The 23,077-nt window shown below is 59.3% G+C and carries 20 protein-coding genes and 1 pseudogene; 16 read left to right on the top strand and 5 right to left on the bottom strand.

Annotated features, from left to right (window positions below; all coding sequences use genetic code 11):
• Positions 1 to 166: 166 nt before the first annotated feature.
• Together CXF97_RS19970 and CXF97_RS19965 are read right to left on the bottom strand one after the other, a co-directional pair.
• Positions 167 to 556: a low affinity iron permease family protein gene (locus tag CXF97_RS19970; protein WP_101160186.1), complete on the bottom strand. Its 390-nt coding sequence runs from the start codon at positions 554 to 556 to the stop codon at positions 167 to 169.
• A gap of 96 nt (positions 557 to 652) precedes the next feature.
• Positions 653 to 1,285, bottom strand: a complete 633-nt coding sequence (locus CXF97_RS19965; RefSeq protein ID WP_101160183.1) for a dTMP kinase — start codon at positions 1,283 to 1,285, stop codon at positions 653 to 655.
• A gap of 101 nt (positions 1,286 to 1,386) precedes the next feature.
• Here CXF97_RS19965 and CXF97_RS19960 point away from each other — a divergent pair, with 101 nt between their 5' ends.
• From CXF97_RS19960 to CXF97_RS19910, 11 genes and pseudogenes are all read left to right on the top strand, one after another.
• Complete coding sequence (locus CXF97_RS19960; protein WP_101160181.1) at positions 1,387 to 2,448, top strand: SDR family oxidoreductase; 1,062 nt, start codon at positions 1,387 to 1,389, stop codon at positions 2,446 to 2,448.
• Positions 2,449 to 2,828: 380 nt separating this feature from the next.
• On the top strand, positions 2,829 to 3,038 hold the full coding sequence (locus CXF97_RS19955; protein WP_101160178.1) for a 4-oxalocrotonate tautomerase family protein: 210 nt from the start codon (positions 2,829 to 2,831) through the stop codon (positions 3,036 to 3,038).
• Between the two features lie 138 nt (positions 3,039 to 3,176).
• Positions 3,177 to 3,695, top strand: coding sequence for a sigma-70 family RNA polymerase sigma factor (locus tag CXF97_RS19950; protein WP_101160493.1), 519 nt, complete (start codon positions 3,177 to 3,179; stop codon positions 3,693 to 3,695).
• Complete coding sequence (locus tag CXF97_RS19945) at positions 3,682 to 4,662, top strand: DUF4880 domain-containing protein (RefSeq protein WP_101160175.1); 981 nt, start codon at positions 3,682 to 3,684, stop codon at positions 4,660 to 4,662. The genes CXF97_RS19950 and CXF97_RS19945 overlap by 14 nt, the downstream gene beginning before the upstream one ends.
• A 121-nt stretch (positions 4,663 to 4,783) precedes the next feature.
• Complete coding sequence (locus CXF97_RS19940; RefSeq protein ID WP_101160173.1) at positions 4,784 to 7,174, top strand: TonB-dependent siderophore receptor; 2,391 nt, start codon at positions 4,784 to 4,786, stop codon at positions 7,172 to 7,174.
• A 188-nt stretch (positions 7,175 to 7,362) separates the two neighbouring features.
• Positions 7,363 to 8,019: pseudogene (locus tag CXF97_RS19935) on the top strand (SDR family NAD(P)-dependent oxidoreductase); the annotation flags it as partial.
• A gap of 29 nt (positions 8,020 to 8,048) precedes the next feature.
• Positions 8,049 to 9,359, top strand: coding sequence for an NTP/NDP exchange transporter (locus CXF97_RS19930; RefSeq protein WP_101160170.1), 1,311 nt, complete (start codon positions 8,049 to 8,051; stop codon positions 9,357 to 9,359).
• A 284-nt stretch (positions 9,360 to 9,643) separates the two neighbouring features.
• Positions 9,644 to 10,201 carry a GTP cyclohydrolase I FolE gene (gene folE, locus CXF97_RS19925; RefSeq protein WP_101160167.1) on the top strand — a complete coding sequence of 186 codons (558 nt, stop codon included), beginning with the start codon at positions 9,644 to 9,646 and terminating at the stop codon, positions 10,199 to 10,201.
• Positions 10,202 to 10,246: 45 nt separating this feature from the next.
• On the top strand, positions 10,247 to 10,789 hold the full coding sequence (locus CXF97_RS19920) for a DUF3833 domain-containing protein (RefSeq protein WP_101160164.1): 543 nt from the start codon (positions 10,247 to 10,249) through the stop codon (positions 10,787 to 10,789).
• Positions 10,790 to 10,844: 55 nt separating this feature from the next.
• Positions 10,845 to 11,150, top strand: coding sequence for a DUF6482 family protein (locus CXF97_RS19915; protein ID WP_016774774.1), 306 nt, complete (start codon positions 10,845 to 10,847; stop codon positions 11,148 to 11,150).
• Between the two features lie 126 nt (positions 11,151 to 11,276).
• Positions 11,277 to 12,080: a DUF1206 domain-containing protein gene (locus tag CXF97_RS19910; RefSeq protein ID WP_101160161.1), complete on the top strand. Its 804-nt coding sequence runs from the start codon at positions 11,277 to 11,279 to the stop codon at positions 12,078 to 12,080.
• Positions 12,081 to 12,122: 42 nt separating this feature from the next.
• On the opposite strand, the gene CXF97_RS19905 is transcribed toward CXF97_RS19910, so the two are convergent.
• Complete coding sequence (locus CXF97_RS19905) at positions 12,123 to 13,415, bottom strand: Nramp family divalent metal transporter (protein ID WP_370695140.1); 1,293 nt, start codon at positions 13,413 to 13,415, stop codon at positions 12,123 to 12,125.
• A 274-nt stretch (positions 13,416 to 13,689) separates the two neighbouring features.
• On the opposite strand from CXF97_RS19905, the gene CXF97_RS19900 reads away from it, so the two are divergent.
• From CXF97_RS19900 to CXF97_RS19880, 4 genes are all read left to right on the top strand, one after another.
• Entirely contained in the window at positions 13,690 to 14,823 is a 1,134-nt protein-coding gene (locus CXF97_RS19900; RefSeq protein WP_178081219.1) for a lactonase family protein, read from the top strand.
• Between the two features lie 204 nt (positions 14,824 to 15,027).
• Positions 15,028 to 15,804, top strand: a complete 777-nt coding sequence (locus CXF97_RS19895) for an alpha/beta fold hydrolase (protein ID WP_101160158.1) — start codon at positions 15,028 to 15,030, stop codon at positions 15,802 to 15,804.
• A 537-nt stretch (positions 15,805 to 16,341) separates the two neighbouring features.
• The gene (locus CXF97_RS19885) at positions 16,342 to 18,393 is read left to right on the top strand and encodes a pyridoxamine 5'-phosphate oxidase family protein (protein ID WP_101160156.1); all 2,052 of its coding nucleotides are present in this window, start codon (positions 16,342 to 16,344) and stop codon (positions 18,391 to 18,393) included.
• A gap of 17 nt (positions 18,394 to 18,410) precedes the next feature.
• On the top strand, positions 18,411 to 18,623 hold the full coding sequence (locus CXF97_RS19880) for a hypothetical protein (protein ID WP_101160152.1): 213 nt from the start codon (positions 18,411 to 18,413) through the stop codon (positions 18,621 to 18,623).
• Here the strand turns inward: CXF97_RS19880 and gabP are convergent.
• Entirely contained in the window at positions 18,620 to 20,026 is a 1,407-nt protein-coding gene (gabP, locus tag CXF97_RS19875; RefSeq protein ID WP_101160149.1) for a GABA permease, read from the bottom strand. The genes CXF97_RS19880 and gabP overlap by 4 nt on opposite strands.
• Before the next feature lie 237 nt (positions 20,027 to 20,263).
• Positions 20,264 to 22,390: a TonB-dependent siderophore receptor gene (locus CXF97_RS19870; RefSeq protein ID WP_101160146.1), complete on the bottom strand. Its 2,127-nt coding sequence runs from the start codon at positions 22,388 to 22,390 to the stop codon at positions 20,264 to 20,266.
• Positions 22,391 to 22,606: 216 nt separating this feature from the next.
• On the opposite strand from CXF97_RS19870, the gene CXF97_RS19865 reads away from it, so the two are divergent.
• On the top strand, positions 22,607 to 22,936 hold the full coding sequence (locus tag CXF97_RS19865; protein ID WP_101160144.1) for a hypothetical protein: 330 nt from the start codon (positions 22,607 to 22,609) through the stop codon (positions 22,934 to 22,936).
• Positions 22,937 to 23,077: the final 141 nt, after the last annotated feature.

The raw sequence follows: 23,077 nt of genomic DNA, 5'->3' as shown, positions 1-23,077 counted from the left end.
ACATCCTGAAAATACCCGATCCCTTGAGTTTTGACGCCGAGTGTTCTACCGCTGAACTACCCCGGAACAGAGCGCGCATTTTCCAGCCGTGCTGAACGATTGAAGACCGCAAACATTGCCGCTTGTGAATCGTCACGATGGCGAAAAAAAACTCGCAGCCAGTATTCTAACGACCCGGATCGTCATGGGCAGGCGCTACATCGACCTGACTCGACTCGCCTAACGCGCGATATCGATCACGGAGCCTTCTGAGTTCGCGCGCCTCCATCTTCTCCAGGCCCAACGTGGCATTCTGAGCTTCATTCGTGGCTCGTATCAGCTCATCGATCTTCAGATGCAAAATATCGTTGTCGCGGTTCTGGGTGTTTTGAATGAGGAACACCATCAGAAAAGTGATGATCGTGGTCGAGGTGTTGATGATGAGTTGCCAAGTGTCGTTGTAATGAAAATACGGCCCTGTTCCAGCCCAGGCGATGATCAAAACGATCGCAGTCAAAAAGGTCTTGGGGCTACCTGCCCAAGTGGAAAGTGCCTGGCAAAAGCGTGCAAATCTCATCTTGATACCTCTGAATAAACCTGATTACTTGACCTCGCTCAACAGTGAAATACTTTGTCATATTTGCGCCGCTCGTCGGCAGGGCATGGTCTGCCGTCAGACCAAGGGGACACACCGGGAGCTCATCACCTGATTTATCTGCGCGACCACCCGCCTCGTCGCCTCCTCGATCGTTCCCTCGTTCCGGCATAAAAACCAACCCTGATCGATAGCGGCTTGCTCAAACGCCCGAGTACAAGCGGCATGCTCTTCCAGGCCACGAAGCACTGTACTGCTCAAGCCGCGCCGTCGTGCCCCCGCCCTCGCCCACGAAATCTGCGCCGCTGTGACCACCCCGACATGCAGGTCTGGCACCTGAACGCTGCGATCCAGGTTCAATTGCAGGATTTCGGCGAACGGGACTATCCGGCGAAACGCAGCATCGGAGGGATACCAGCGATCGATCAGGATAATGCTGTCGGTGGGTTGTTTGCTCAGCACGTGCCGGGAAATCCAGCTGCGGCTATCAGCCAGGCGTTGGCAGACTTCCAGCTCCAGATCCCGGTCAGGATGCCGGACGAGCCTGTTCACCAAACGCATCGTCTCGCCCCTGAACGGGTCGCTTTTTCTCTCGCACAATCGGATGACTTTCTGGTTGTCCGCCCTCAAGACTTCAGTGATGGCCTCCAACAGCGAGGTTTTGCCGACGCCTTTGGGGCCATCCAGAGCGACAAACAGCGGACGATTCATTTTTCATAGGCTTCAACGGGGGGGAGCGGACACTCTAACGGATTTCAGGTTGAACCTCTGTTACCCGGACGTACTCCGACATCTGAATCCAGGAGAAACCTATGACCCAGACCGCTTTAGTCGTGGGCGCCAGCGGCATCGTCGGCAGCGCCATCACGCAGTTACTCATCGACAACCAATGGCAAGTCGCCGCGCTATCGAGGCACCCGTCGCAAGCGCAAGGCGTGATCCCTGTCGCGGCAGATCTTCAGGATCCGGCTTCGCTGGACCGCGCGCTGGCGGGTTTGAAGCCCACTCATGTATTTATTACCACATGGTCGCGCCAAGCCACGGAAGCGCAGAACATACGCGTCAATGCCGCCATGGTGCGCAACGTCCTCGCCGCCATTCGCCCAGCCAAAAGTGTCAAGCACGTCGCACTGGTCACTGGCCTGAAACACTACCTGGGCCCGTTCGAAGCGTACGGTAAAGGCAGCCTGCCGCAGACACCGTTTCGCGAGGAGCAGGGCCGTCTGGATGTCGAGAATTTCTATTACGCCCAAGAGGACGAGCTCTTCGCCGCTGCCGAAAAGGACGGCTTCACCTGGAGCGTTCATCGCCCTCACACCGTCACTGGGGTGGCTGTCGGCAATGCGATGAACATGGCGACTACCCTCGCTGTCTACGCCTCGACTTGCAAACACACCCATCGCCCCTTTGTGTTTCCAGGATCCAGAGTGCAGTGGGACAGCCTCACCGACATGACGGACGCGCGGCAGTTGGCGAAACAACAATTGTGGGCAGCCACCACGCCGGCTGCGGCCAACCAGGCATTCAATGTCACTAATGGCGACGTATTCCGGTGGAAATGGATGTGGAGCCGGATCGCCGAATACTTCAACTTGCCTGCTGCCGATTATCCCGCTTCGCTTTCACCCCTCGAGAAGCAGATGGCTGACGATCAAGCCGTATGGACGCAAATAGTCGCGGAGCACGGCTTGAAAGAACCCGACATTGATCGCCTGATTTCCCCATGGCACACCGATGCAGACCTCGGCCGCCCCATCGAAGTAGTCACGGACATGTCGAAAAGTCGCATGATGGGTTTCACTGCCTACCAGGCAAGCGATCAGGCATTTTTTGACGTGTTCGACAAACTACGCGAGATGCGCTTGATACCGTAGGCGGTTTCGACCAGAGATGGAGCGGAACTTGTCGGCAGCCCCTGAGTTGCTACAACGAGTGGCCCATTGCGAAACTCCACCTACGCGCCCTCGCCCAGCCCTCCTCTGCGGCATCCAGTCATTCCCATGCTCCACAGCCTTCGTCGCTGCGCATGGGAAAGACTGCGCCGTGAAATCCTCCCGCGTGTCAGCGGCAGAACGCAGCCGATCGGATATCCAGACACAAAGCAAAAAACCAATGCCACAGGCCAGGCCGTCATTGGTTACACAGCGTTGTAAGTGATGTTCTCTGCCCCTCATTTATTCATTGAAAGCAACGCCCTAAAGTCCATCCACTGCCACCTCATCATGTCGATGGGGCGCCAACAGGAGACTTTCCCATGCCTTTCATCAGCGTTCGCATCACTCGCGATGGCGTCACCAAAGAACAGAAATCTCAAGTCATCGCTCAGATAACCAGAACCATGCAAACCGTGCTCAATAAGGACCCGCACCTCACTCATATCGTCATTGAAGAGGTCGACACCGATAACTGGGGCTATGCCGGAATTACCACCACTGAGTACCGCCAGCAACTGACGGAGTCGTAGACGTGACTGTCCCCGTCAGAAAGGAACCTGAGGCGTCTTTTCACCCAAAACAGACGCCGAACGCGACGTATTTGCTCTCGGGCCCATCGCGTGAGTAGAATGCGATTCATTATCAATCATGTATGTCCCGGGATGCCGATGCGTAGCGACGAAACACTAGGTACTGCAGATCCAGGGCTGCTCTATCGCACCCATTTCTCGTGGTTACAGGGCTGGCTGATCCGCCGCATCGGCTGTCGCGATAACGCCGCAGACCTGGCGCAAGACACCTTCGTCCGTGTGCTCAAACACCGTCATCAGTCCGGCGCCCTGCGCGAACCACGCGCCTATCTGAGCAGCATTGCTCGCGGACTGATGATTGATCAGTATCGTCGTCGCGAACTCGAACGTGCTTACCTGGAAAGCATCACCTTGCTGCCTCATCACGAGGTTCCCTCGGAAGAGAGCCGGCTGATGATTCTCGATGCGCTCGAGCGCATAGACCGTCTGCTCGACTCGCTTAAACCAAGAGTTCGCCAGGCCTTTTTATTTGCCCGGCTCGACGGTCTGACCTGCGCACAAATCGCCGAAAAACTCGGTGTCTCCCGCGCGACGGTGGAACGCGACCTGGCCACGGCCCTGCAACATTGCTATCGCTTGCGTTATGTCGAGGCCTGAGCCCGAGGCGCTGGATCCGGCCATTGTCGAGCAGGCGATCCAATGGCTGGTGCGCCTTCGCTTCAATCAAGCCGATGAACAGACACAGCGCTCTTTTGAGCACTGGCTGCAGCAGCGCCCAGAGCATGCGTTGGCATGGCAGCGTATGGAAACGCTTGGAGATGAATTCGAAGGCGTGCCAGCTCAACTGGCTCGAAAGACCCTTGATGGCGCCAAGCATGGAATGCGCCGGCGGGAAAGCCTGAAGCTGCTGGGCGTATTGGCGACCGTCGGCACGGCAGCCTGGCTCGGCCGCGACTACACCCCCCTGCCCGCCCTGCTTGCACAACAGCGCAGCAGCACCGGCGAGCAACGACGTTTCGAACTCGATGATGGCAGCCTCATCCAGCTCAATAGCGATAGCGCCGTCGACAGCGATTTTGACGCCCAGCGGCGGCTGATCATCCTGCGACGTGGTGAAATGATCGTGAACGTCGGCGCAGATCAACACTCGCCTCAAGCGCGACCGCTGTGGGTGCAATCACGCGACGGGATCATGCGAACCCATAGCTTCCGCTTTCTGGTCCGCGAGCGTGACGACGGCACTCTGGTCGCAGCTCAGGAAGGGTCGGTTACGGTTTTCCCCGGAACCAGCCAAACGCCTGCGAGCCGAAGCGTCTCGGCAGGAAACCAGCTGCTGTTCACATCAAGCGGCACCCGAATGTTCAGCGACAACGGCCTGGATCTATGGAGCTGGGGTGACGGTGTGATCAGTGCCAACCATATGCGCCTTGGTGACTTCATCGCGGAGTTGTCGCGTTATCGCCCCGGAGTCTTGCGCTGCGCCGAAGAGGTCGCCGATCGTCGCGTTTCGGGTACTTTCCAGCTCGCCGACAACGATCGGGTCTTGGCTTTGGTCGCGCAGTCACTGCGCCTGCACATTGATTACCGAACCCGTTATTGGGTCACCGTGAGCGCTGCCACCTGAGTCCACCTGAATATTTTTCTGCTACTTGAAAAATAATGAGGTGGTTTCTCATTCTCGTTCGACCTCTAAGGAAGGCCGGAATACAGGCCAGTCTGCCGATGTCCTTTCTTGGAGCGAGAAAATGAGTTCGTCCCCTGTTTCGCAGCGCCATCCATTAAGTCGTGCCATGCACGGTGCGATTTTGGGTTTGATCGTGAGCAGCTATGCATTGCCATCGCTGGCGCAAAGCTCGGGCGCTGATCACAGCAATCAAGTCAAACAGTGGAATATCGCCCCCGGCCCACTGGCGCCGGCGCTTGACCGCTTTGCACGCGAGGCTGGCATCAGTCTTTCCTTCGACGCGTCGAGTGTGGCGAACCGCAACACGGCTGGCGTGAATGGCACGCTCGATACATCGGCAGCGCTGTCATCGTTGCTCCAGGGCAGCGAATTGCAGATCGAACAGCAAGGCCCGAATGCTTACCTGCTGACCCCTCAAGCAAAAGTCGCCGGCCCGCTGGAACTCGACGCAACGGCTGTCGAGGACTACCGCCTCGCCCCGCTCATCATCAATGCCAAGGTCAGGGTCAGTGCCGACGACGACACCAACTCGGTGGTCGCCAAGGAGCTCTGGGTCGGCGGCAAGGTAGCAACCAGCATTCTCAATACACCGGCGTCGGTGTCGGTGGTGACCAACAAGGAAATGCAGCAACGCAGCGTCAGCACCACGGAAGAGGCGCTGCAATACACGCCGGGCGTGGTCAGTGATTTCTATGGTACCGATGACCGCAACGACTATTTTCAGATCCGTGGCTTTCAGGCCACCACCTACCGTGACGGCTTGACCCTGAGTTCGATGCGCGGCGTACGCGAAGATCCGTTCGCCTATGAGCGCATCGAGATTCTGCGCGGTGCCAACTCGACGCTGTTCGGCCCAGCGGACCCGGGCGGTTCGGTGAATTTCGTGACCAAGCAGCCGCGCTTCGAGAAGTTTGGCCAGGGCTATGTCACCTACGGCTCGTTCGATCATGTCGAGACAGGCATCGATGTCGGCGATGCGCTGAACGACGAGAAAACCCTGGCCGGCCGTTTTACTGCCAAAGGCCAGAACAGCGACCGCGAGTACGATCACTCACAGGACGACAACCAGTTGTTTATGGGTGGCCTGACCTGGGCCCCGACGGATTACACATCGGCGACGGTGATTCTGGACTACCTGAAAACCGAAAGTTCGCCCAACAGCGGCGGTTATCCGTTGGACAGGGAGTACGACCGCAGCAAGTTTTACGGTGAGCCCAGCTACAACTTCCATGACGTCGAGCGCACCAGCCTCAGCGGTAACGTCACCCATGACTTCGATAACGGCTTCGTACTGCGCAGCAATCTGCGTTACAGCAAGTTGACCGATGATTTCGGCTACGTGTACCTCAGCGACAGCGCTGCACGTGTCGGTACCAGCGTCGATCGGTACCTGTTTGGAACGGACACTGACGCCGACCAGTTCAACGGCAATCTGATGCTGCAATACGATGCCCGCTTCGAGAACATCGACAGCAGCAGCCTGGTGGGCGTGGAATACCTGGATTCGACCACCAAGGAAAGCTCGGTCTACGCGCTGACGACCCCGATCGACATTGCCAACCCTGTGTTTACGGGTGTGCCACGCTCGATCACGCCGTATGCCGTCAACAAACGAGACGCGACAACCAAAGCCGTATTCCTTCAGCAGAACCTGTCGTTCTACGAGCGTTTCATCGTCACCGGGGGTGTGCGCAACGACTCGATGGACCTGACCAGCAAAGGCTTGCAATCGACTGAGAAAGACACCTTCTCCGAGACCTCCTACCGAGGTGCGTTGACCTACATCGTCAACGATGAAGTGTCGACCTATGTGAGCATGGTCGAATCCGTCTCGCCGCCTCAGGTTGGCGTGACACCGCAGACAGGCAGGCAGTACGAAGTCGGCGTGAAGTATGCGCCGATGGGGATGGACGCACTGTTCTCCGCCGCCGTGTATGACCTGACCCAGGAAAACGTCACCATCGCCGTGGTGCTGCCGAGCGGCATCATTGAGCAGCAGACGGTGGGCGAATCACGGGCGCGTGGCCTCGACCTGGAAGCCAAGGCACAAGTGACACAGAACCTCAGCCTGATCGGCGGCTATTCCTATATGGAATCCGAGGTGTTACGCGGTTCGTTGTACGACGGCAGCTCGCTCAAGGGTAACGAGTTCGCCACGGCACCCAAGCACTCCGCGTCGCTCTGGAGCTATTACGACGTGCCCGCGACTGATGTCAGCGTTGGCTTGGGTGCGCGTTACGTTGGCGCTTATTACTTCGATGCAGCCAACTCCGGCAAGAGCGATGGCACCACGCTGTTCGACGCCGCTTTCAACTACAAGATCGCCAAAGGCACCGACCTGGCGGTGAACGTCAGCAACCTGCTGGATGAGCAGCACGTCGTCGGTTCCGGTACAGCCAACTTCTACAACCCGGGCCGCGAGATTACCGCCAAACTGAGTTACAACTGGTAAACAGGCGGGTGAGCCTTTTCCAATGCTGGAAGCGGTGCCCGCCTTACCGCGGGCACCGTCAACTACGGGCATACTCGAGTTGATCTACGCTTGAATGAATCACGCAGAGAAATACAAAACAGGCAACGACCGGCCAATGGGTGATTGGCCTTACGAAACGATGCTGAAGGCGCCTGAGCTCTCTGCGACAAGAGCGCCTGCCAAGGCTCGACGTGCTCATCAACAACGCCGCGATCATGTCGCCGCCGGTTAGAGGCGTTTCGGCCGACGGTTACGAGATGCAGCTGGCGACCAATTACCTGGGGCATTTCGCCTTGACCGGCCTGCTGATGCTTCTGCTGCGCCAAAGCGACGATGGTCGGGTGGTCAGCCTGTCGAGCATCGCCGCCGGGCGCGCAAGCCTGAACTTCGATGACCTGCAGGCTGAGCGCAGTTACGACCCTTTCGCCAGCTACAGCCAATCGAAACTGGCGGTTCTGAAGTGGAGTATTACGCTGCAGCAGCGCAGCGATGCCGCCGGTTGGGGGATACGCAGCATCGCCGCTCACCCCGGCGTTGCCGTGACCGAGCTGATCGCCCGTGGGCCTGGCCTGGACAGTGAATTCGGCAAACAATGGGCTGTAGAGCGCGACAGGTATCATTGCGCAGCGCAGGGCGCGCTGCCCACGCTGTATGCAGCGACGGCGCTGGAGGCTGTTGGCGGCGCTTACTACGGGCCCACCGGAGACAACGAGAAGCGCGGGCCGCTGGGCTTCGCCAAGATGCCCGCAGCCGCTGCCGATCGCTCGAACTCCGACGTGCTGTGGCAACTTTCCGAGCGACTGACCGGCGTCACCTACCGCTGAGCCCGCTGGCACGCCTACAGGAGCGCAACATGGATATGTCCCTTCTCGCCCACCGCACCAGCGCCGTCATCAATGCCAAGGCTCACGAGCTGCGCCCTGCGATCTATGGTTTTCTGCTGTTCGTTTGCCTGTTCGCCGGCTATTTCATGCTCCGTCCGATCCGCGAATCGATGGGCATCACTGCCGGCATCGAGAACTTGCAATGGCTGTTCACCGCAACCTTCTTCGTTATGCTGGCGGCCGTTCCGCTGTTCGCCTGGCTCAGCGCACGCGTGCCGCGCCTGCATTTCGTGGACTGGGTGTACGGATTTTTTTGCACCAACCTGCTGTTATTCGCCGCCTTGTTCCTGGGCGAGGAAAGCCCGTGGCTGGCGCGCGTGTTCTATGTGTGGATATCGGTCTACAACTTGTTTGTCGTATCGGTCGCCTGGAGCCTGATGGCCGATGTATTCGACAGTGCCCAGGCCAAACGCCTGTTTGCTTTCATCGCAGCGGGCGCAAGCGTTGGCGGCTTGAGTGGCCCTGCACTGAGTGCCTTGCTGATCGGTCCAGTGGGCGAGTCCGGCCTGGTGCTGTTGGCCGCTGTTCTGCTCGGCGCTGCGATGTGGTTCAAGCGCCAGTTGATGCGCTGGCGTGAACGCGGTGGCGCAGGACGCCCCGATGCCGCGCCGAGCGAAAGCCCTCGCAGGCCGTTGCCGGGCAATCCCTTCAGCGGTATGACGGCCATTTTGAAATCATCCTATCTGCTCGGCATTTGCGCCTTTGTGGTGCTGCTGGCGACTGTCTCCACCTTCCTTTACTTCGAGCAGGCACGCGTCGTCGCCGAACACTTTCCGGACCGCGAGGCGCAGGTGCGCGTGTTCGGCATCATCGATTTCGTCGTGCAAGCGGGCGCCCTGCTCTGCCAGCTACTGATCTCTGGGCGCCTCGCCCAAAGGCTAGGCGTCGGCGTGTTATTGGCCATGGTGCCGCTGGTCATGTGCGCAGGGTTTATCGGGCTGCTCTTCGCCCCCAGCTTTGGTCTGATCGCCGCGCTGATGATCGTGCGGCGCATCGGTGAATACGCCTTCGTGCGCCCAGGCCGGGAGATGCTGTTCGCCCCGCTCGATGCTCAAAGCAAATACAAGGCAAAGAACGTCATCGACACCGTGGTCTACCGCGCCGGCGACGCCATCAGTGCCTGGGCGAAAAGCGCGCTGGACGCGCTCGGCCAAGGGGCAGGCATGGCTGCGCTGGTCGGCGCGTTGTGTGCATTGCTTTGGGCTGTGCTTGGGTGGCGGCTCGGCGAGTGGGCGGACCGACGATCCAGTGTGTCGGCAGCGCGACAAACCCCCGCCTGACGTTCAAGGGACATTGAGATCGCGGACGAATGACTGTTTGGCTCAGTCGCTCTGCCCGTTCCGTGTCCAATGTGCTTTATGTCCGCCTCAAGCAAGCCATTTACTAAACCTGCCCTTGGGTTTGTCCCGCCTGAAAATTTCAAGCCCGCACAAAAAAACCACCGACTCGTTGTCAGTTGATCTATTTCAGCCTATCTTCAATAAAACCTATACAAATGCATCGCTAACGTACAACATTTCGCCGCCACGGTTGCCCTCACTCAGCACCGCCACGAGTAACCCGAATGAGCCCACAATTAGCCAGCCATTACCGTGAAATCCTCGTTGGCGTGGGTGAAAACCCCGAGCGTGAGGGTCTGCTGGATACGCCCATGCGAGCCGCCAAGGCGATGCAGTATCTGTGCAACGGTTACGCGATGAGTTTGGAAGACGTTACCAACGGTGCCCTGTTCGAATCGCTGAGCGATGAAATGGTGATCGTCAGCGACATCGAGCTCTATTCCCTGTGCGAGCACCACATGCTGCCATTTATCGGCAAGGCGCATGTGGGGTACATCCCCACTGGCCGGGTACTAGGGCTCTCGAAGGTCGCGCGGGTGGTCGATATGTTCGCGCGGCGCCTGCAGATCCAGGAAAACCTCACTCAACAGATTGCTCAAGCTATCCAGCAGATCACCGATGCCGCCGGCGTTGCGGTGGTTATTGAAGCCAGGCACATGTGCATGATGATGCGTGGTGTCGCGAAGCAGAATTCGATCATGACGTCCTCGGTGATGCTCGGCGCCTTCCGCGACAGCTCGACGACCCGACAGGAATTTCTCCAGCTCATCGGGCGGCGCTAGGCCTATACACATCCTGTTGTTTGTACAAGCTCAAGGAGTAGCAAGATGACCCGATTCCTCCTGCTGTTAGGCCTGGCGCTCAGCATCGCAAGCTGCGGCAGTGTCGATGTTGCTCGTTACGCAGATCAGCAACCGGCACTGAGTCTTGAGCACTTTTTCAGCCAGCCCGTCAAAGCCTGGGGCATGTTCCAGAAGCGCAATGGCGAAGTCGCCAAGCGTTTCGAGGTCGACATTGTCAGTCGTCGCGAAGGCGACAACCTGATCCTCGACGAGCGCTTTGTGTACAGCGACGGCAGTCGTGAGCGTAGAGTCTGGACCCTCACTCCCGGGGGTAATGGTCAGTGGAGCGGCCGCGCGCATGATGTGGTCGGTGTTGCACAGGGTCAGATTGCTGGAAATACCTTCCATTGGCGTTATCGCCTGAACCTGCCAGTCGACGACTCGACCTACGAGATGAGCATGGACGACTGGATGTACCTGATAGACGAGAACACATTGATCAACCGCACCAGCATGTCCAAGTTGGGTGTGGAGGTAGGCCAGGTGACGGTGTTCTTCCGTCGTCAGAGCGCTGACGCGAACCCATGAACCGCACGTACCTCGACGATGAAAAGCGCCTGCCCCGGCAGGCAAGGAGTGAAGCATGAACCTGCAAACCCTCACCGAACGTGCGGCCAACAGTGAAGTTCGCGAACTGGAGCTGCTGTCACTCGAAGGTGGTTTTTATCTGGCGAGGATTCGCGTGGATCAAGGCCAGTTCACCTTGCTCGATGACGCTGCCAAGCCGATGCATTTGCGTTCGATCACCCACTTGCGCGACTTGCTGCAGACCGTTCCGGCGTTTCCCTGCGTGCTGGTACAACAATGCGTGCACGACGAAATGTGCGGTCGGGATTCAGGGCCAGTCGAAGAGCTGCGCATTCCATTTTCGCTGACCACGCCGTTATGACGCAGAAGCTTGGCGAGCGCTGAATGGCAGGCTGATAAGGCGCGCGTGGCCAACGGGCGACGCATTTATCGAACCCCTGCCCCGTCCACGGGTCTGCTTCACATCGATTCCCTGGAAATAACCCCCATGTCCACTCACCAAACGCTTGTCCTGCTTGCCCGAGGCGGATACGCCGCGCGCGGCGTTCTGTATCTGATCATTGGCATCTTCGCGCTGCTCGCCGCCCACGATTCCACCAAACCGAAAGACAGCCACAAGAGCCTCGAAGCATTGCTCAGTCAGCCGTTCGGCTACATGTTGATCGGGATTGTGGTTGCCGGCCTGCTGGCCTTCGCCGCTTGGCGTGCGCTGCAAGCAATCCGCGATGTCGACCACCACGGCACCGAGTTCAAAGGCTTGGTCATTCGCGCAGGTTTGCTTGCTGGCGGCATGGTTAACGCGGCGCTGGCTCTCTTTGCCTTGGGCCTGTTGGTGAGCGGCCTCAGAAGTTCGGGCGGTTCCGGCGATGGCAAGACCAAGGATCTGCTTGCGCATCTGCTGTCATTCGAGCACTCGAACCTGTTGATCTACCTGATCGCGCTGATTCCGCTTGGCGTCGGTATCGCGCACATCATCAAAGGCTGGAAGGCTTCGTTCGAGAAGTACTTCGAAGCCGATGAGGAAGTGATGCGCTACGTGCGCCCGGTGTCGCGCTTTGGCCTGATCGCCCGAGGTGTGGTGTTTATCGAGATTGCAGTGTTGATGGCGGTCAGCGGCTCGGTTTACCAGGCCACGAACCCACCTGGCATGAAGGAAGCGCTCGACGCTTTGCAGAATCTGCCGGCAGGCGGTGTGCTGTTGATGCTGATGGCGTTGGGGCTGATCGCATTCTCGGTATACAGCTTTTCCGAAGCAGCCTGGCGCAGGATCGAAATGGACCTGCCGTTGTAAGCGGCAATTCGAGGGGGCTTTTGCCCCCTCGGTTTTTCCTTATCAAGTAAACAGATCAACGCCCAGTTGAAAAGCCACCCAAAGTGCCAGACCGGTAGCAAACAGCAGCGCGATGTTTTCAAACAGGTTGTTGCGGTATTGCTTGTCCAGCAGTGATTTCTGGTTGGACATGATCAGCAAGCCCAGGGAAATCACCGGCAAGCCAATGATGTTCAATGCGCTGACACCGATGGTCAGCGTGACGAAATCCGGCATGCCCGGCATCGACCAGATCAGCGGCGTGACCAGAATGAACAGCATGAACCACTTGTGCATCGGGTCATGATGGAACTCTTTGCCGTACTTCTCGCGACGCTCAGGACGAACATGCTGGAAGGCATCGGTGATCAGCATCGGAAACGCCGTGGTCTTGCCTGAAATACTGGCAAACAGGGTCGCGAACACACCGATGAAGAACACGTACCAGCCGATCGGGCCGAAGAAGATTTCCAGCGCCTTGCCCAGATCGCCCAAGGTTTTCACCTCGATACCGTTGGGCCGCAGGATTTCCGCGCCGACGATCCAGATCGCCAGGTTGATGATGATCCCGACGAACACCGCAAACAGCAGATCGTTACGCTGAATGCGCTTGTGCTGCGGCCCGGTCCAGCCTTTCTGGCGCATGACATACGGGTGCACGAAGTTGGCGATCGAGCCGGCGACCGCGCCGATCACCGAGACCGCCACCAGCAACGCGCCATGCACGCCTTCGTCCGGCGGAATGCTGAAGCCGATGGTGCCTTTGATGATGCCGCTGACATCCGGACCGGACATCACCGCCAAGGCGATGAACGCCAGGGTCATGATCGCCAGCAGCAGCTTCATCACGCCTTCGATCATCGTGTAGATGTTGCGCCCGACCAGCATCCACACCGCCAGCACCACCGCCACCGAGCACAGCAATGGCTGATCGATCTTGAACAGCATCGCCAGCGACTCCCCTGCCCCCTTGATCATGTAGGCGTTCATCAAGTGCCCCATCAACAGGGCATAAACCAGCATGAACCAGGCAAACACCGGGTTGAGCTGGGCGTAGCCCTGCAGAATGGTCATGCCCTGGTTATTGCACAGCTGGAACCGGGCAATGATGTTGACGATCAGGTATCTAAGCAACAGCGAGACCGCCAGCACCCACATCATCGCGTAGCCGTAATTCGCACCGGCCACTGAAGACGTGATGAGATCGCCCGCACCGAGCCACGACAGCACGGCGATAATGCCGGGGCCGAGCAGTTTCAGCGTTCGCAGGAAAAGGTTTTGCGGTTTCGCAGCGGCCTGATGATCGAGTGGAGCCATGCTCGTCATAGGGGTATCTCCGTTATTGTTTTTGTGAGAGTTGTTGCACTGCACACATTAGGTAGGATGTCGTACAACAACGCTAATACGAGAGTATGTAAAAATGTGTCAAACCTCGATGACGACTACGCTCTTCGATCATTTCTTCTGATCAAAGCCATCTATTACGCGCACATTAAATAAGCTTGGCGACGTTGCAGCCTTACCGGAAAGCCATTGATGTCCCGGTAAATCACTCATAGGATGACTGATCACAAAAACAATAAGGCTGGAAATGATGAAAAAACCCCTCTTGATCGCTGCCCTCGCCTCGGCGCTGAGCGTGTCTGCCCACGCCGCTACTTACGCGTATATCTCAAGTCCCGATGACGGTCTGATCTCGCAGTACCGCCTCGATCAGGCCAACGGGGCGCTCACCCTCATCGAGCAGATCCGGGCCGGTGATCAGGTCAATCCCATGGCCCTGTCCCCGGACGGCAGAGTGCTGTTTGCAGCCTTGCGGGTCAAACCCTTCCAGGTCCTGGGCTATCGGATCGATTCCAGAAGCGGCCACCTGACGCCATTTACCCAGGCGCCTCTGGCAGAGAGCATGGCTTACCTCTCGACCGACCGAAAAGGTCGCTACCTGCTCGCGGCATCCTATGGCGCCGATACGCTCAGCGTTCAAGCGATCGGCGAAGATCAACAACCTTCCGCTGATATCGTTCGCTACAAGACCGGCCTGCATGCGCATTCGATTCGCACCGAGCCGAGCAATCGCTTTGCCTACGCCGGCAACCTGGGCACCGACAAGGTGCTGCAATATCGCCTGGACGCCAAGACTGGCGAGCTCAGCCCGATCGGCAGCGGCTCGGTCAGCGTCCCGGACAACACCGGCCCTCGGCACTTGGCGTTCTCGCCCAACGGCAAATTTCTATACGTCGTTGGCGAAATGAGCGGCACCGTAACTGCGTTTTCCATCGACGGAGCCAGCGGCGCGTTGACGAGAATCGCTGAAGCCAATGGCATTCCCGAGCGCTTGAAACTGGCTCACGGCAAAGTCCGTGATGCGCGCAACAACGATCTGAAAGACGACCCGACCCCGCGCATCTGGGCGGCTGACCTGCGCATGTCACCGGATGGAAAACTGCTGCTGATGAGCGAGCGGACCAGCAGCAGCGTTTCGTCATTTTCCGTGGATCCGGCAACCGGAGGGCTCAAGTTTCTCGAAAGCTACCCGGTGCAAGAACAGCAACCACGCAACATCGCTTTCTCCCCCGATGGCCGCTGGTTGCTGGTGACTGGCGAAAAAAGCGCCAAGGTCGCTACTTACGCGGTGGGCAACGATGGCGCACTGAAGCGGGTCGGTGAAGCCGCATCAGGCAAAGGCGCCTTATGGATAGAGATATTGCAAACGCCTGATGCATGAATATGTGCGGAGCAGCAACTGCTCCGCTGTCCGGCCTCTGAACGGCGTTGCTGTCAGCGGCTTTTGTATCACTGTGTAGCATTCACCGACACAGATACACGCGCATGCGAAGTTGGGTCATGCGCACACAGAACTGACAAATTTAGCGCGCTAAATAACCCTGTCGTTTTCATTCCGACCTTAATCAATCGACAGGACATCACCATGAACAAAGTATTCGCTACCCTCGCCCTCACCGCAGCCATGTTCGGTACCACTGCCGTGTTCGCCGCGCCGGTCAAACCTACCGTGGTGCTGGTACACGGCGCTTTCGCCGATTCGAGCAGCTGGAACGGCGTAGTCAAGATTCTCGAGAAGGATGGCTACACGGTGATCGCCGCCGCCAACCCACTGCGCTCGGTCAAGAGTGACGCGCAATCGGTGGCGGATGTGCTGGCCAGCGTGAAAACACCAGTGGTACTGGTCGGCCACTCCTACGGTGGCCCGGTGATCAGCGAAGCCGCTTATGGCAATGCCAATGTCAAAGCGCTGGTGTACGTCGCCGCGTTCGCCCCGGAAAAAGGTGAAACCGCAGCAGAGCTGTCCGGGCGTTTCCCCGGCAGCACCCTCGGCCCGACCCTGTCGGCCCCGGTTGAGCTGGCCGATGGCGGCAAGGATTTGTACATCCAGCAGGAGAAGTTCCACGAACAGTTTGCTGCCGACGTTTCCACAGCAGATGCGAAGTTGATGGCCGCGACCCAACGTCCGGTGACCGTCGCCGCGCTCAACGAAGCCGCCACCGAGCCCGCGTGGAAAACCGTGCCGTCGTACTTCGTCTACGGCGACCAGGACAAGAACATCCCGGCGCAAGCCCTGGCATTCATGGCCGAGCGCGCTCACTCCAAGCAAACCGTTGTGGTCAAAGGCGCGTCGCACGTGGTGATGGTGTCCAACCCGAAAGCCGTCGCCAGCCTGATCGAAACCGCTGCGACCGCGAAGTGATCCATCGCTGAGGTGAACCTTGAAGCGTCAGCCGTAAACCCTGTTCACGGCTTTCAACTCAGTCAACATCGATCCTGACTGACACACCGCTTTCGCGAGCAAGCCCGCTCCCACAGAGGTTTGGCGTGTGCTGACATCAAGTGCCTTGCAGGCTTACCGCCGTGCACTGCACGGGGTCAAGTCACACACTGCGTTTGGTAGGGTGCACGCTGTACCTGTGGGAGCGGGCTTGCTCGCGAAGGTGCCAGGTCAGTCAACATCGATCCTGAATGACACACCGCTTTCGCGAGCAAGCCCGCTCCCACAGAGGTTTGGCGTGTGCTGACATCAAGTGCCTTGCAGGCCCACCGCCGTGCACTGCACGGGGTTAAGTCACACACTGCTCCTTGAGCGAGCGCATGGATCATTTCACTGACTGAAACAGTGGATTGCAGTTTCTGGCCATTCCCTCGCAACCGGCCGAGGGCGAACATGAGCCCACTTGAGCTTCAGCCCCTGGCGGCTCACCGGCCCGTTTGCACCCCGAGGAGAATCGAAATGGACACAGCGTCGAAACCGCAGCCCTCGCCCTGGCATGAAGGTGAGCTGACCCTGCAACGTGCCGTTGGCGCGGTGGAGATGATGGTCGGTGTCGGCCAGCGGCAACTGGCCCGCGACTGGATGCCGGACCAGCACCGCGAGTTCTATGCGCAACTGCCCTTCGTCGTGCTCGGCGCCGTTGATGGCCAGGGCGACCCGTGGGCGACGCTGCGCACCGGTCAACCGGGCTTCATGGATTCGCCGTCGCCGCAGGTGCTGAAGATCAAACTCGACGCCCAGCCTAACGATCCGGCGAATCAAGGCCTGCAGCCCGGCGACGCGATCGGCATGCTCGGCATCGAGCTGCACACCCGCCGGCGCAATCGCATGAACGGCAATATCAGCCGCCGCGATGACAACATCCTTGAGATCGGCGTGACCCAGGCTTACGGCAACTGCCCGCGCTACATCAATCTGCGCCATTACGCCTTCGTCGACGAGACCACCGACACCGCGCTCGACTTGCCTGTCAGCGAACCCTTGGTGCGCGACATGATCACCGCCGCCGACTCGTTCTACGTGGCCACTTACGTGGTGCGCGACGGCGAGCGCCAGGTCGACGTGTCCCATCGCGGCGGCAAATCCGGCTTCGTGCACATGGACGAGGACGGCACCCTGACCATCCCGGATTTCTCCGGCAATCTGTTCTTCAACACCTTGGGCAACATCCTGCTCAACCCGCGCGCCGGGCTGACCTTTATCGATTTCGAAAGCGGCGATCTGTTGCAGATGACCGGTAGCGCAGAAGTGCTGCTCGACGATCCGCAGATCGCTGCGTTCCAGGGCGCCGAGCGTCTGTGGCGCTTCAAGCCGCAGCGCATCGTTTACCGTCAGGCCGCGTTGCCGCTGCGCTGGGCCGAGCAGCAGGAAGGCGATTCGCCCAATTCGCAAATGACCGGCAGCTGGGAACAGACCCGCGAGCGTTTGCAGGCCGAGGCGCTGCGCAATCAATGGCGCGCGCTGCACGTCACGCGGGTGGTCGATGAGAGTTCGCAGATCCGCTCCTTTTACCTGCGAGCCAACGACGGCTTCGGCCTGCCGCGCTTCGAACCGGGCCAGCACTTGCCGATCAAGGTCTTGCTCGACGGCCAGGACGCCGCGTCGATCCGCACTTACAGTGTGTCCAGCGCACCGTCCGATGAGTTCCTGCGCATCAGCGTCAAACGTGATGGCAAGGTTTCTTCACACTTGCATGATCGGGTTCAGGCATTGGACTTGATCGAAGCCCGCGCTCCACAGGGCGACTTCACCGTCGACGCCACCGAACGCCGGCCACTGGTGCTGTTGGCCGCCGGGGTCGGGGTGACTCCATTGCTGTCGATGCTGCGCGAAGTGGTGTATCAGGGCAAACGCATCAGCCGCATGCGCCCGACCTGGGTGGTGCAAAGCAGTCGCACCGTTGAGGATCTGGCCTTTCGCGAAGAAATCGATGCCTTGGCGGCGAGTGCCAGCGACAAGGTCAAAGTGCTGCGCGTGGTCAGCCAACCGCCGCTGGCGGCAACAGCGCAGGGTTACGATCACGCCGGGCGCATCGACATAGCCTTGCTGAAAAGCCTGCTGCCGCTGGATGACTACGATTTCTACCTGTGCGGCCCGGGCAGTTTTACCCAGGCGCTGTACGACGGCCTGCGCAAAATGCGCATTGCCGACGATCGCATCCACGCCGAAACCTTCGGCCCGTCGACGCTGATCCGCGATGTCGAAATCAGCACCCCGGCGCCGCCGCAAGTGCCGGTCGCGCAAGAACCGGTCAAGGTGTTGTTCGCCACGTCCGGTAAGGAAGCACGCTGGGAACCGGGCAGCGGCACCTTGCTGGAACTGGCCGAGGCGCGTGGCTTGAACCCCGAGTTCAGCTGTCGCGGCGGTTCGTGCGGCACCTGCAAAACCCGCCTTACCAGCGGCCAGGTGCATTACCTTACCCCGCCGGCCATGCGTCTGGCGGACGACGAAGTGCTGATCTGCTGCGCCGCCCCGGCGCAGGGCAGCGACACCCTGGTGGTGGATGTTTGAATTTGAGGAGGTGTGCCATGAAGCCGCTTGCCGAAACCAACGTCGTTTGGCCGCAAGAGAAAACCGGACTGTCCGCCAGTGAATGCGAGCGCAGCTTTTTGCTGCCGCAATTGATGGGCTCGCTCGCCGGTGAAACCTGCGCGTTGACTGGCTCATCCAATCAGCGCGAGCCTCTGCCTTCGAGCCCGAACGGCTGGTTTATCCGTGGGCTCAAGGCGTTGTTTGCTTAGGCTTTGCCCACCGCCGCCACGCTGGTCGCCGGCCCATGCTGGCGGCTGGTGACCAAGCCAATGAACGAGATCAGCAATGCCAGGCCAATGGTCGAGGTAACTTCCAGGCGATGCTCGGGCGTGATCATCATCACCGCCAAAGCGGCGCAGATAAAGGCGATGACCAGCCAGGTCAGCCAGGGAAACAGCCACATGCGCAAAGTCATTTCGACCTTTTCCCGTTCCAGTCGGCGGCGCATGCGCAACTGCGAAATGGCGATCACCAGATACACCAGCAAGGCAATCGCACCGGAGCTGGCGAGCAGGAACTGAAACAAACCGGCCGGCATGAAGTAGCTGAGCAAGGTCACGCCCGCGCCAATCACCGTGCTGGCGATCACCGCAGCCCGTGGCACGCCGGCCGCCGAGGTCACTTTCAAGGCCGGCGGCGCATCGCCGCGTCGGCCCAGCGAATAGAGCATGCGCGAGGAAATGTAGATCGAAGAGTTCATGCAACTGGCCACCGCGATCAACACGACCACGTCGACGAGGAATTTTGCGTTGGGGATGTTCATCAATTCCAGTGCGCGCTGGTAGGAACCGACCGAGGCGAGTTGCGGGTCATTCCACGGCACCACGGAAATCACCACGAAGATCGACAGTAGATAGAAGATCCCGATGCGCCAGATCACCGAGCGCGTGGCCTTGGCGATGTTCTGCGCCGGATTGTTTGATTCCGCTGCGGCAATGGTCACCGCTTCGGTGCCGATGAAACTGAACATGATGGTGATGAACGCGCCGACCACCGCCGACATGCCGTTCGGCGCAAAGCCGCCGTGCTCGGCCATCAGCGTGCTCAAGCCACTGGCCTCACGCTCAGGGATCCAGCCCATCAGCACCGCAAAGCCCAAGCCGATGAAACCGATGATCGCAATGACTTTGGCCATGGCGAACCAGAATTCGAACTCGCCGTATTTCGACACGCTGAACAGGTTGGTGATCACCAGGAGCACAATCGACAGCAAGGCAAACAGCCAGGCATCGACCTGGGGAAACCACTGATTGAGGACGTGCCCTGCGGCCAGCGCTTCGATGGGAATCACCAGCACCCAGAACCACCAGTAGAGCCAGCCGATAGTGAACCCGGCCCAGCGGCCGATGGCTTGATCGGCGTAAGTGGAAAACGAGCCGGTGTCGGGATGCGCAACGGCCATTTCGCCGAGCATGCGCATCACCAGTACGACCAGCAGACCGGAGAACAGATAAGCGAGCAGCACCGCAGGTCCTGCGGCGGCGATGGCGTGGCCTGAGCCAACGAAAAGTCCTGCGCCGATGATGCCGGCAATGGAGAGCATGGTGACGTGACGCGGTTTGAAACCTTGCGCCAACTGGCCGTTGGAATCCTTGGGGTTCAGGCTATTCATGGGTTCTTATTGTTCTCATGATCGACGTTTGGGCCACTGACTGAGCGTCAGGCGATCATCATTTCCTTGTGTCGACACCAAGCGAAAGCAGCGACGCAGAGGCTTTGCCGACGAAATGATGCTTCACCTTACGTGGCCCGACCGCCGTACAACTAGCCTGAGTGCGGCATGTCGATGTCTGATTTCGACATGCCACTCTCAGGCCACCATGAGGGCGGCGACAACCGCTGCGGCGGTTTACAACGTGTACGAAATCCCGACCTGCACGGTTCTTGGCGCGCCCGGATAGGCGTAAACGTTACCGAAGGCACCTTCTTCGTAGTCGCGATCGAAAATGTTTTTCACGTCGAGATTGAGCCGCACTTTGTCGTTGACTTTGTAGAAGCTCAGCAGGTCGACCACGGTGTAAGTGCCCATGGAAAACGCGGTGTTGGCGGTCTGCCCGGCGCGCTCGTCGACGTATTTCAGGCCCGTGCCGAGGCCGAGGCCTTTGAGCGTGCCGTCCTGGAATTCGTACATGTTGAGCAGGCTGAAGCTGTTTTTCGGGATGTTTAGCAGGCGCGTGCCGGAACGCAGCGTGTTGTCCTTGGTCACCTCGGCGTCGACGTAAGCGTAACCGCCGACCACTCGCCACTCGGGGGTGAGATTGCCAGTGACATTGACGTCAAAACCACGGCTGCGCACTTCACCGGCGGCGACTTTGAAGGTTGAATCCACCGGGTCGGTGGTCAGCACGTTGCGTTTTTCGATCTGGTAGATCGCCGCGTCAACACTCAGCTGCTGATCGAGCGCTTCCCACTTCACGCCCATCTCGTAAGACTTGCCCTTCTCCGGCGCGAAGCCGCCGCCTTCGCGACTGGCGCCGGTGTTGGGCTTGAACGAGCGCGCGGTGTTGGCGTACACCGCCAGGGTTTCGGTCAAATCGTAGGTCACGCCGATACGCGGGGTGACGGCATTGTCGCTGGCCTGCCAGCTTTTGCCGTCCGGCACGTAGGTTTCGTAGTCATGCTCGAAGCGCTCGAAACGCGCGCCGGCCAGCACTTTCAGTTTGTCCGTCAGCGCAACCTGATCCTGCACGAACGCTGCGTAAGTCTTGAGGTTTTCTTTGTCGTGGGTCGGTGTACGGGTCAGCGCCGGGCGCGGCTGGCCGTAAACCGGATTGAAGATGTCGATCGGGTAGGCACTGACCGCGCCGCTGGAGCGCTGGATGATCGACTTGTAATCGTAATCTTCGTATTCGATGCCGGTGAGCAAGGTGTGCTGCAGGCCGCCGGTGTCGAAGTGCCCGGTGAGGTTGAGCTGGGTGTCCTTGTCGGTCCATTCCAGCTTGCGGTAGTTGAAGTTGCGCCCCAGCGTGCGGCCGTCGGCGGCAATGCCGTTGGCCTCGATCGCGTTGCCCTTGAGCGAGCCGTCGAGCCACTGGAAACCACCGCCCAGAGTCCAGTCGTCATTGAGCATGTGCTCGAAGCGCAGTTGGGCCATGTTGTTGTCGTTGTGCAGTTTGCCGACGTCCTTCTCGCCAAAGAACGTGTCGCGCGAGGCGGTGCCGATCTGCGCCGGATAGCGCGTCACGCCACGATCGAGTGGCGCGTTGTTGCGCATGAAATCGCCTTCGAAAATCAGCTTGGTCGCGTCGGTCGCCTGCCAGGTCAGCACCGGCGTGATGCCGTAGCGCTCGGTCTCGACATGATCGCGGAAGGTATCACCGCCCTCGCCCACCACATTCAAGCGATAGGCCAGGCGCCCTTCTTCATCCAGCGGCCCGGAAGCGTCGAGGGTGCCGCGCTTCATGCCTTGGTCATTCAACTGGCTGCCCAAGGTGACGGTGCGCTCGGGCAACGGCTGTTTCGATACCACGTTGAAGGTTCCCCCGGGATCGCCACGGCCATACAGCATGGTCGCCGGACCACGCAGCACTTCCAGACGCTCGATGGTGTTGGCGTCAGGCATGTTCGGGTAGCCGCGGTTGATCGGGAAACCGTTGCGGTAGAACTCACCGGTGGTGAAACCGCGCACGGTGAAGGTGGTCAGGCCCTGCCCACCGAAATTGTTCGCCCGACCGACGCCGCCGGCGTAATCCAGGGCATCCTGCAAACGCGTGGCGCCGAGGTCTTCGACAGCATCCCTGCTCACCACGCTGATCGATTGCGGGGTTTCATGAATCGAAGTGTCGGTGCGCGTGGCGCTGGCCGAACGCGTGGCACGGTAGCCCTGCACCGGGCCGTCTGCCCGTTCGTAATCTGCTGTGCCAACCACGTCGGTGGCGTCCAGCTCAAGCGTTGAAGAAGTCGGTTCGGCTGACTCAGCCCACGAGGAAGAAGACAACGCCTGCAGCACACAGATGGAAAGCAGAGTTCGACGCATGAGGTGTAAACCTTTACGAATAGGCCAGAACGAAGGGCAAAACCGCCAATGAAAACGCGGCGCATGGTATACCGGCGCATTGCTAATTGAAACTTATTCTTATTTGTCATGTTGGTCAGGATTGCTGTTCAGTGTTGGGGACTGAACGGAACGTGCGTGACTGAGGGGACGTCGAAGGTAGGTACGCTGGTAGAACCGGCGAGTAAGAGAATTATCGTGTACCCCACCACCCCCGATGGCCGCTATTTCGTAGTCAAGCAGCAGCTCTGGCGTTGCAGCAATCCATCGCTGCCACCCGCCGAACGCGAGTCGCTGGTCGCAGATCTCATGGCGGCCCGGCGTGCGGTGAAACAGGCGAAACGTGCGGACGATGCACAGGCGTTGAAGTCAGCGAGAGCTCGAGTGGACGAGGTGAAAGTCGCGCTGGGTGAACGCGGGCCGGTGTGGTGGGACGACGACAGCCCGGATTACAACCGGCGCAAGGTGAGCACTACCCCGTATGCGCAGTGGTATGCCCAACTGCCCGAAGACAGCGCGCCTGCCTGAGTTTGAATGGACTGCTGGTCCCCAATTCCAAAATCAACACAGGTCCCCTGTGGGAGCGGGCTTGCTCACGATGCATTGGGTCAGACGATGAAAGTGTTGAATGGGCCGCCACCTTCGCGAGCAAGCCCGCTCCCACATGGG

Origin of the sequence: Pseudomonas sp. Choline-02u-1, assembly GCF_002836515.1 — a bacterium.
Taxonomy (GTDB): domain Bacteria; phylum Pseudomonadota; class Gammaproteobacteria; order Pseudomonadales; family Pseudomonadaceae; genus Aquipseudomonas.
Note: the sequence above shows the minus strand (reverse complement) of the source record. Positions and strands in the feature narration are given on the sequence as shown.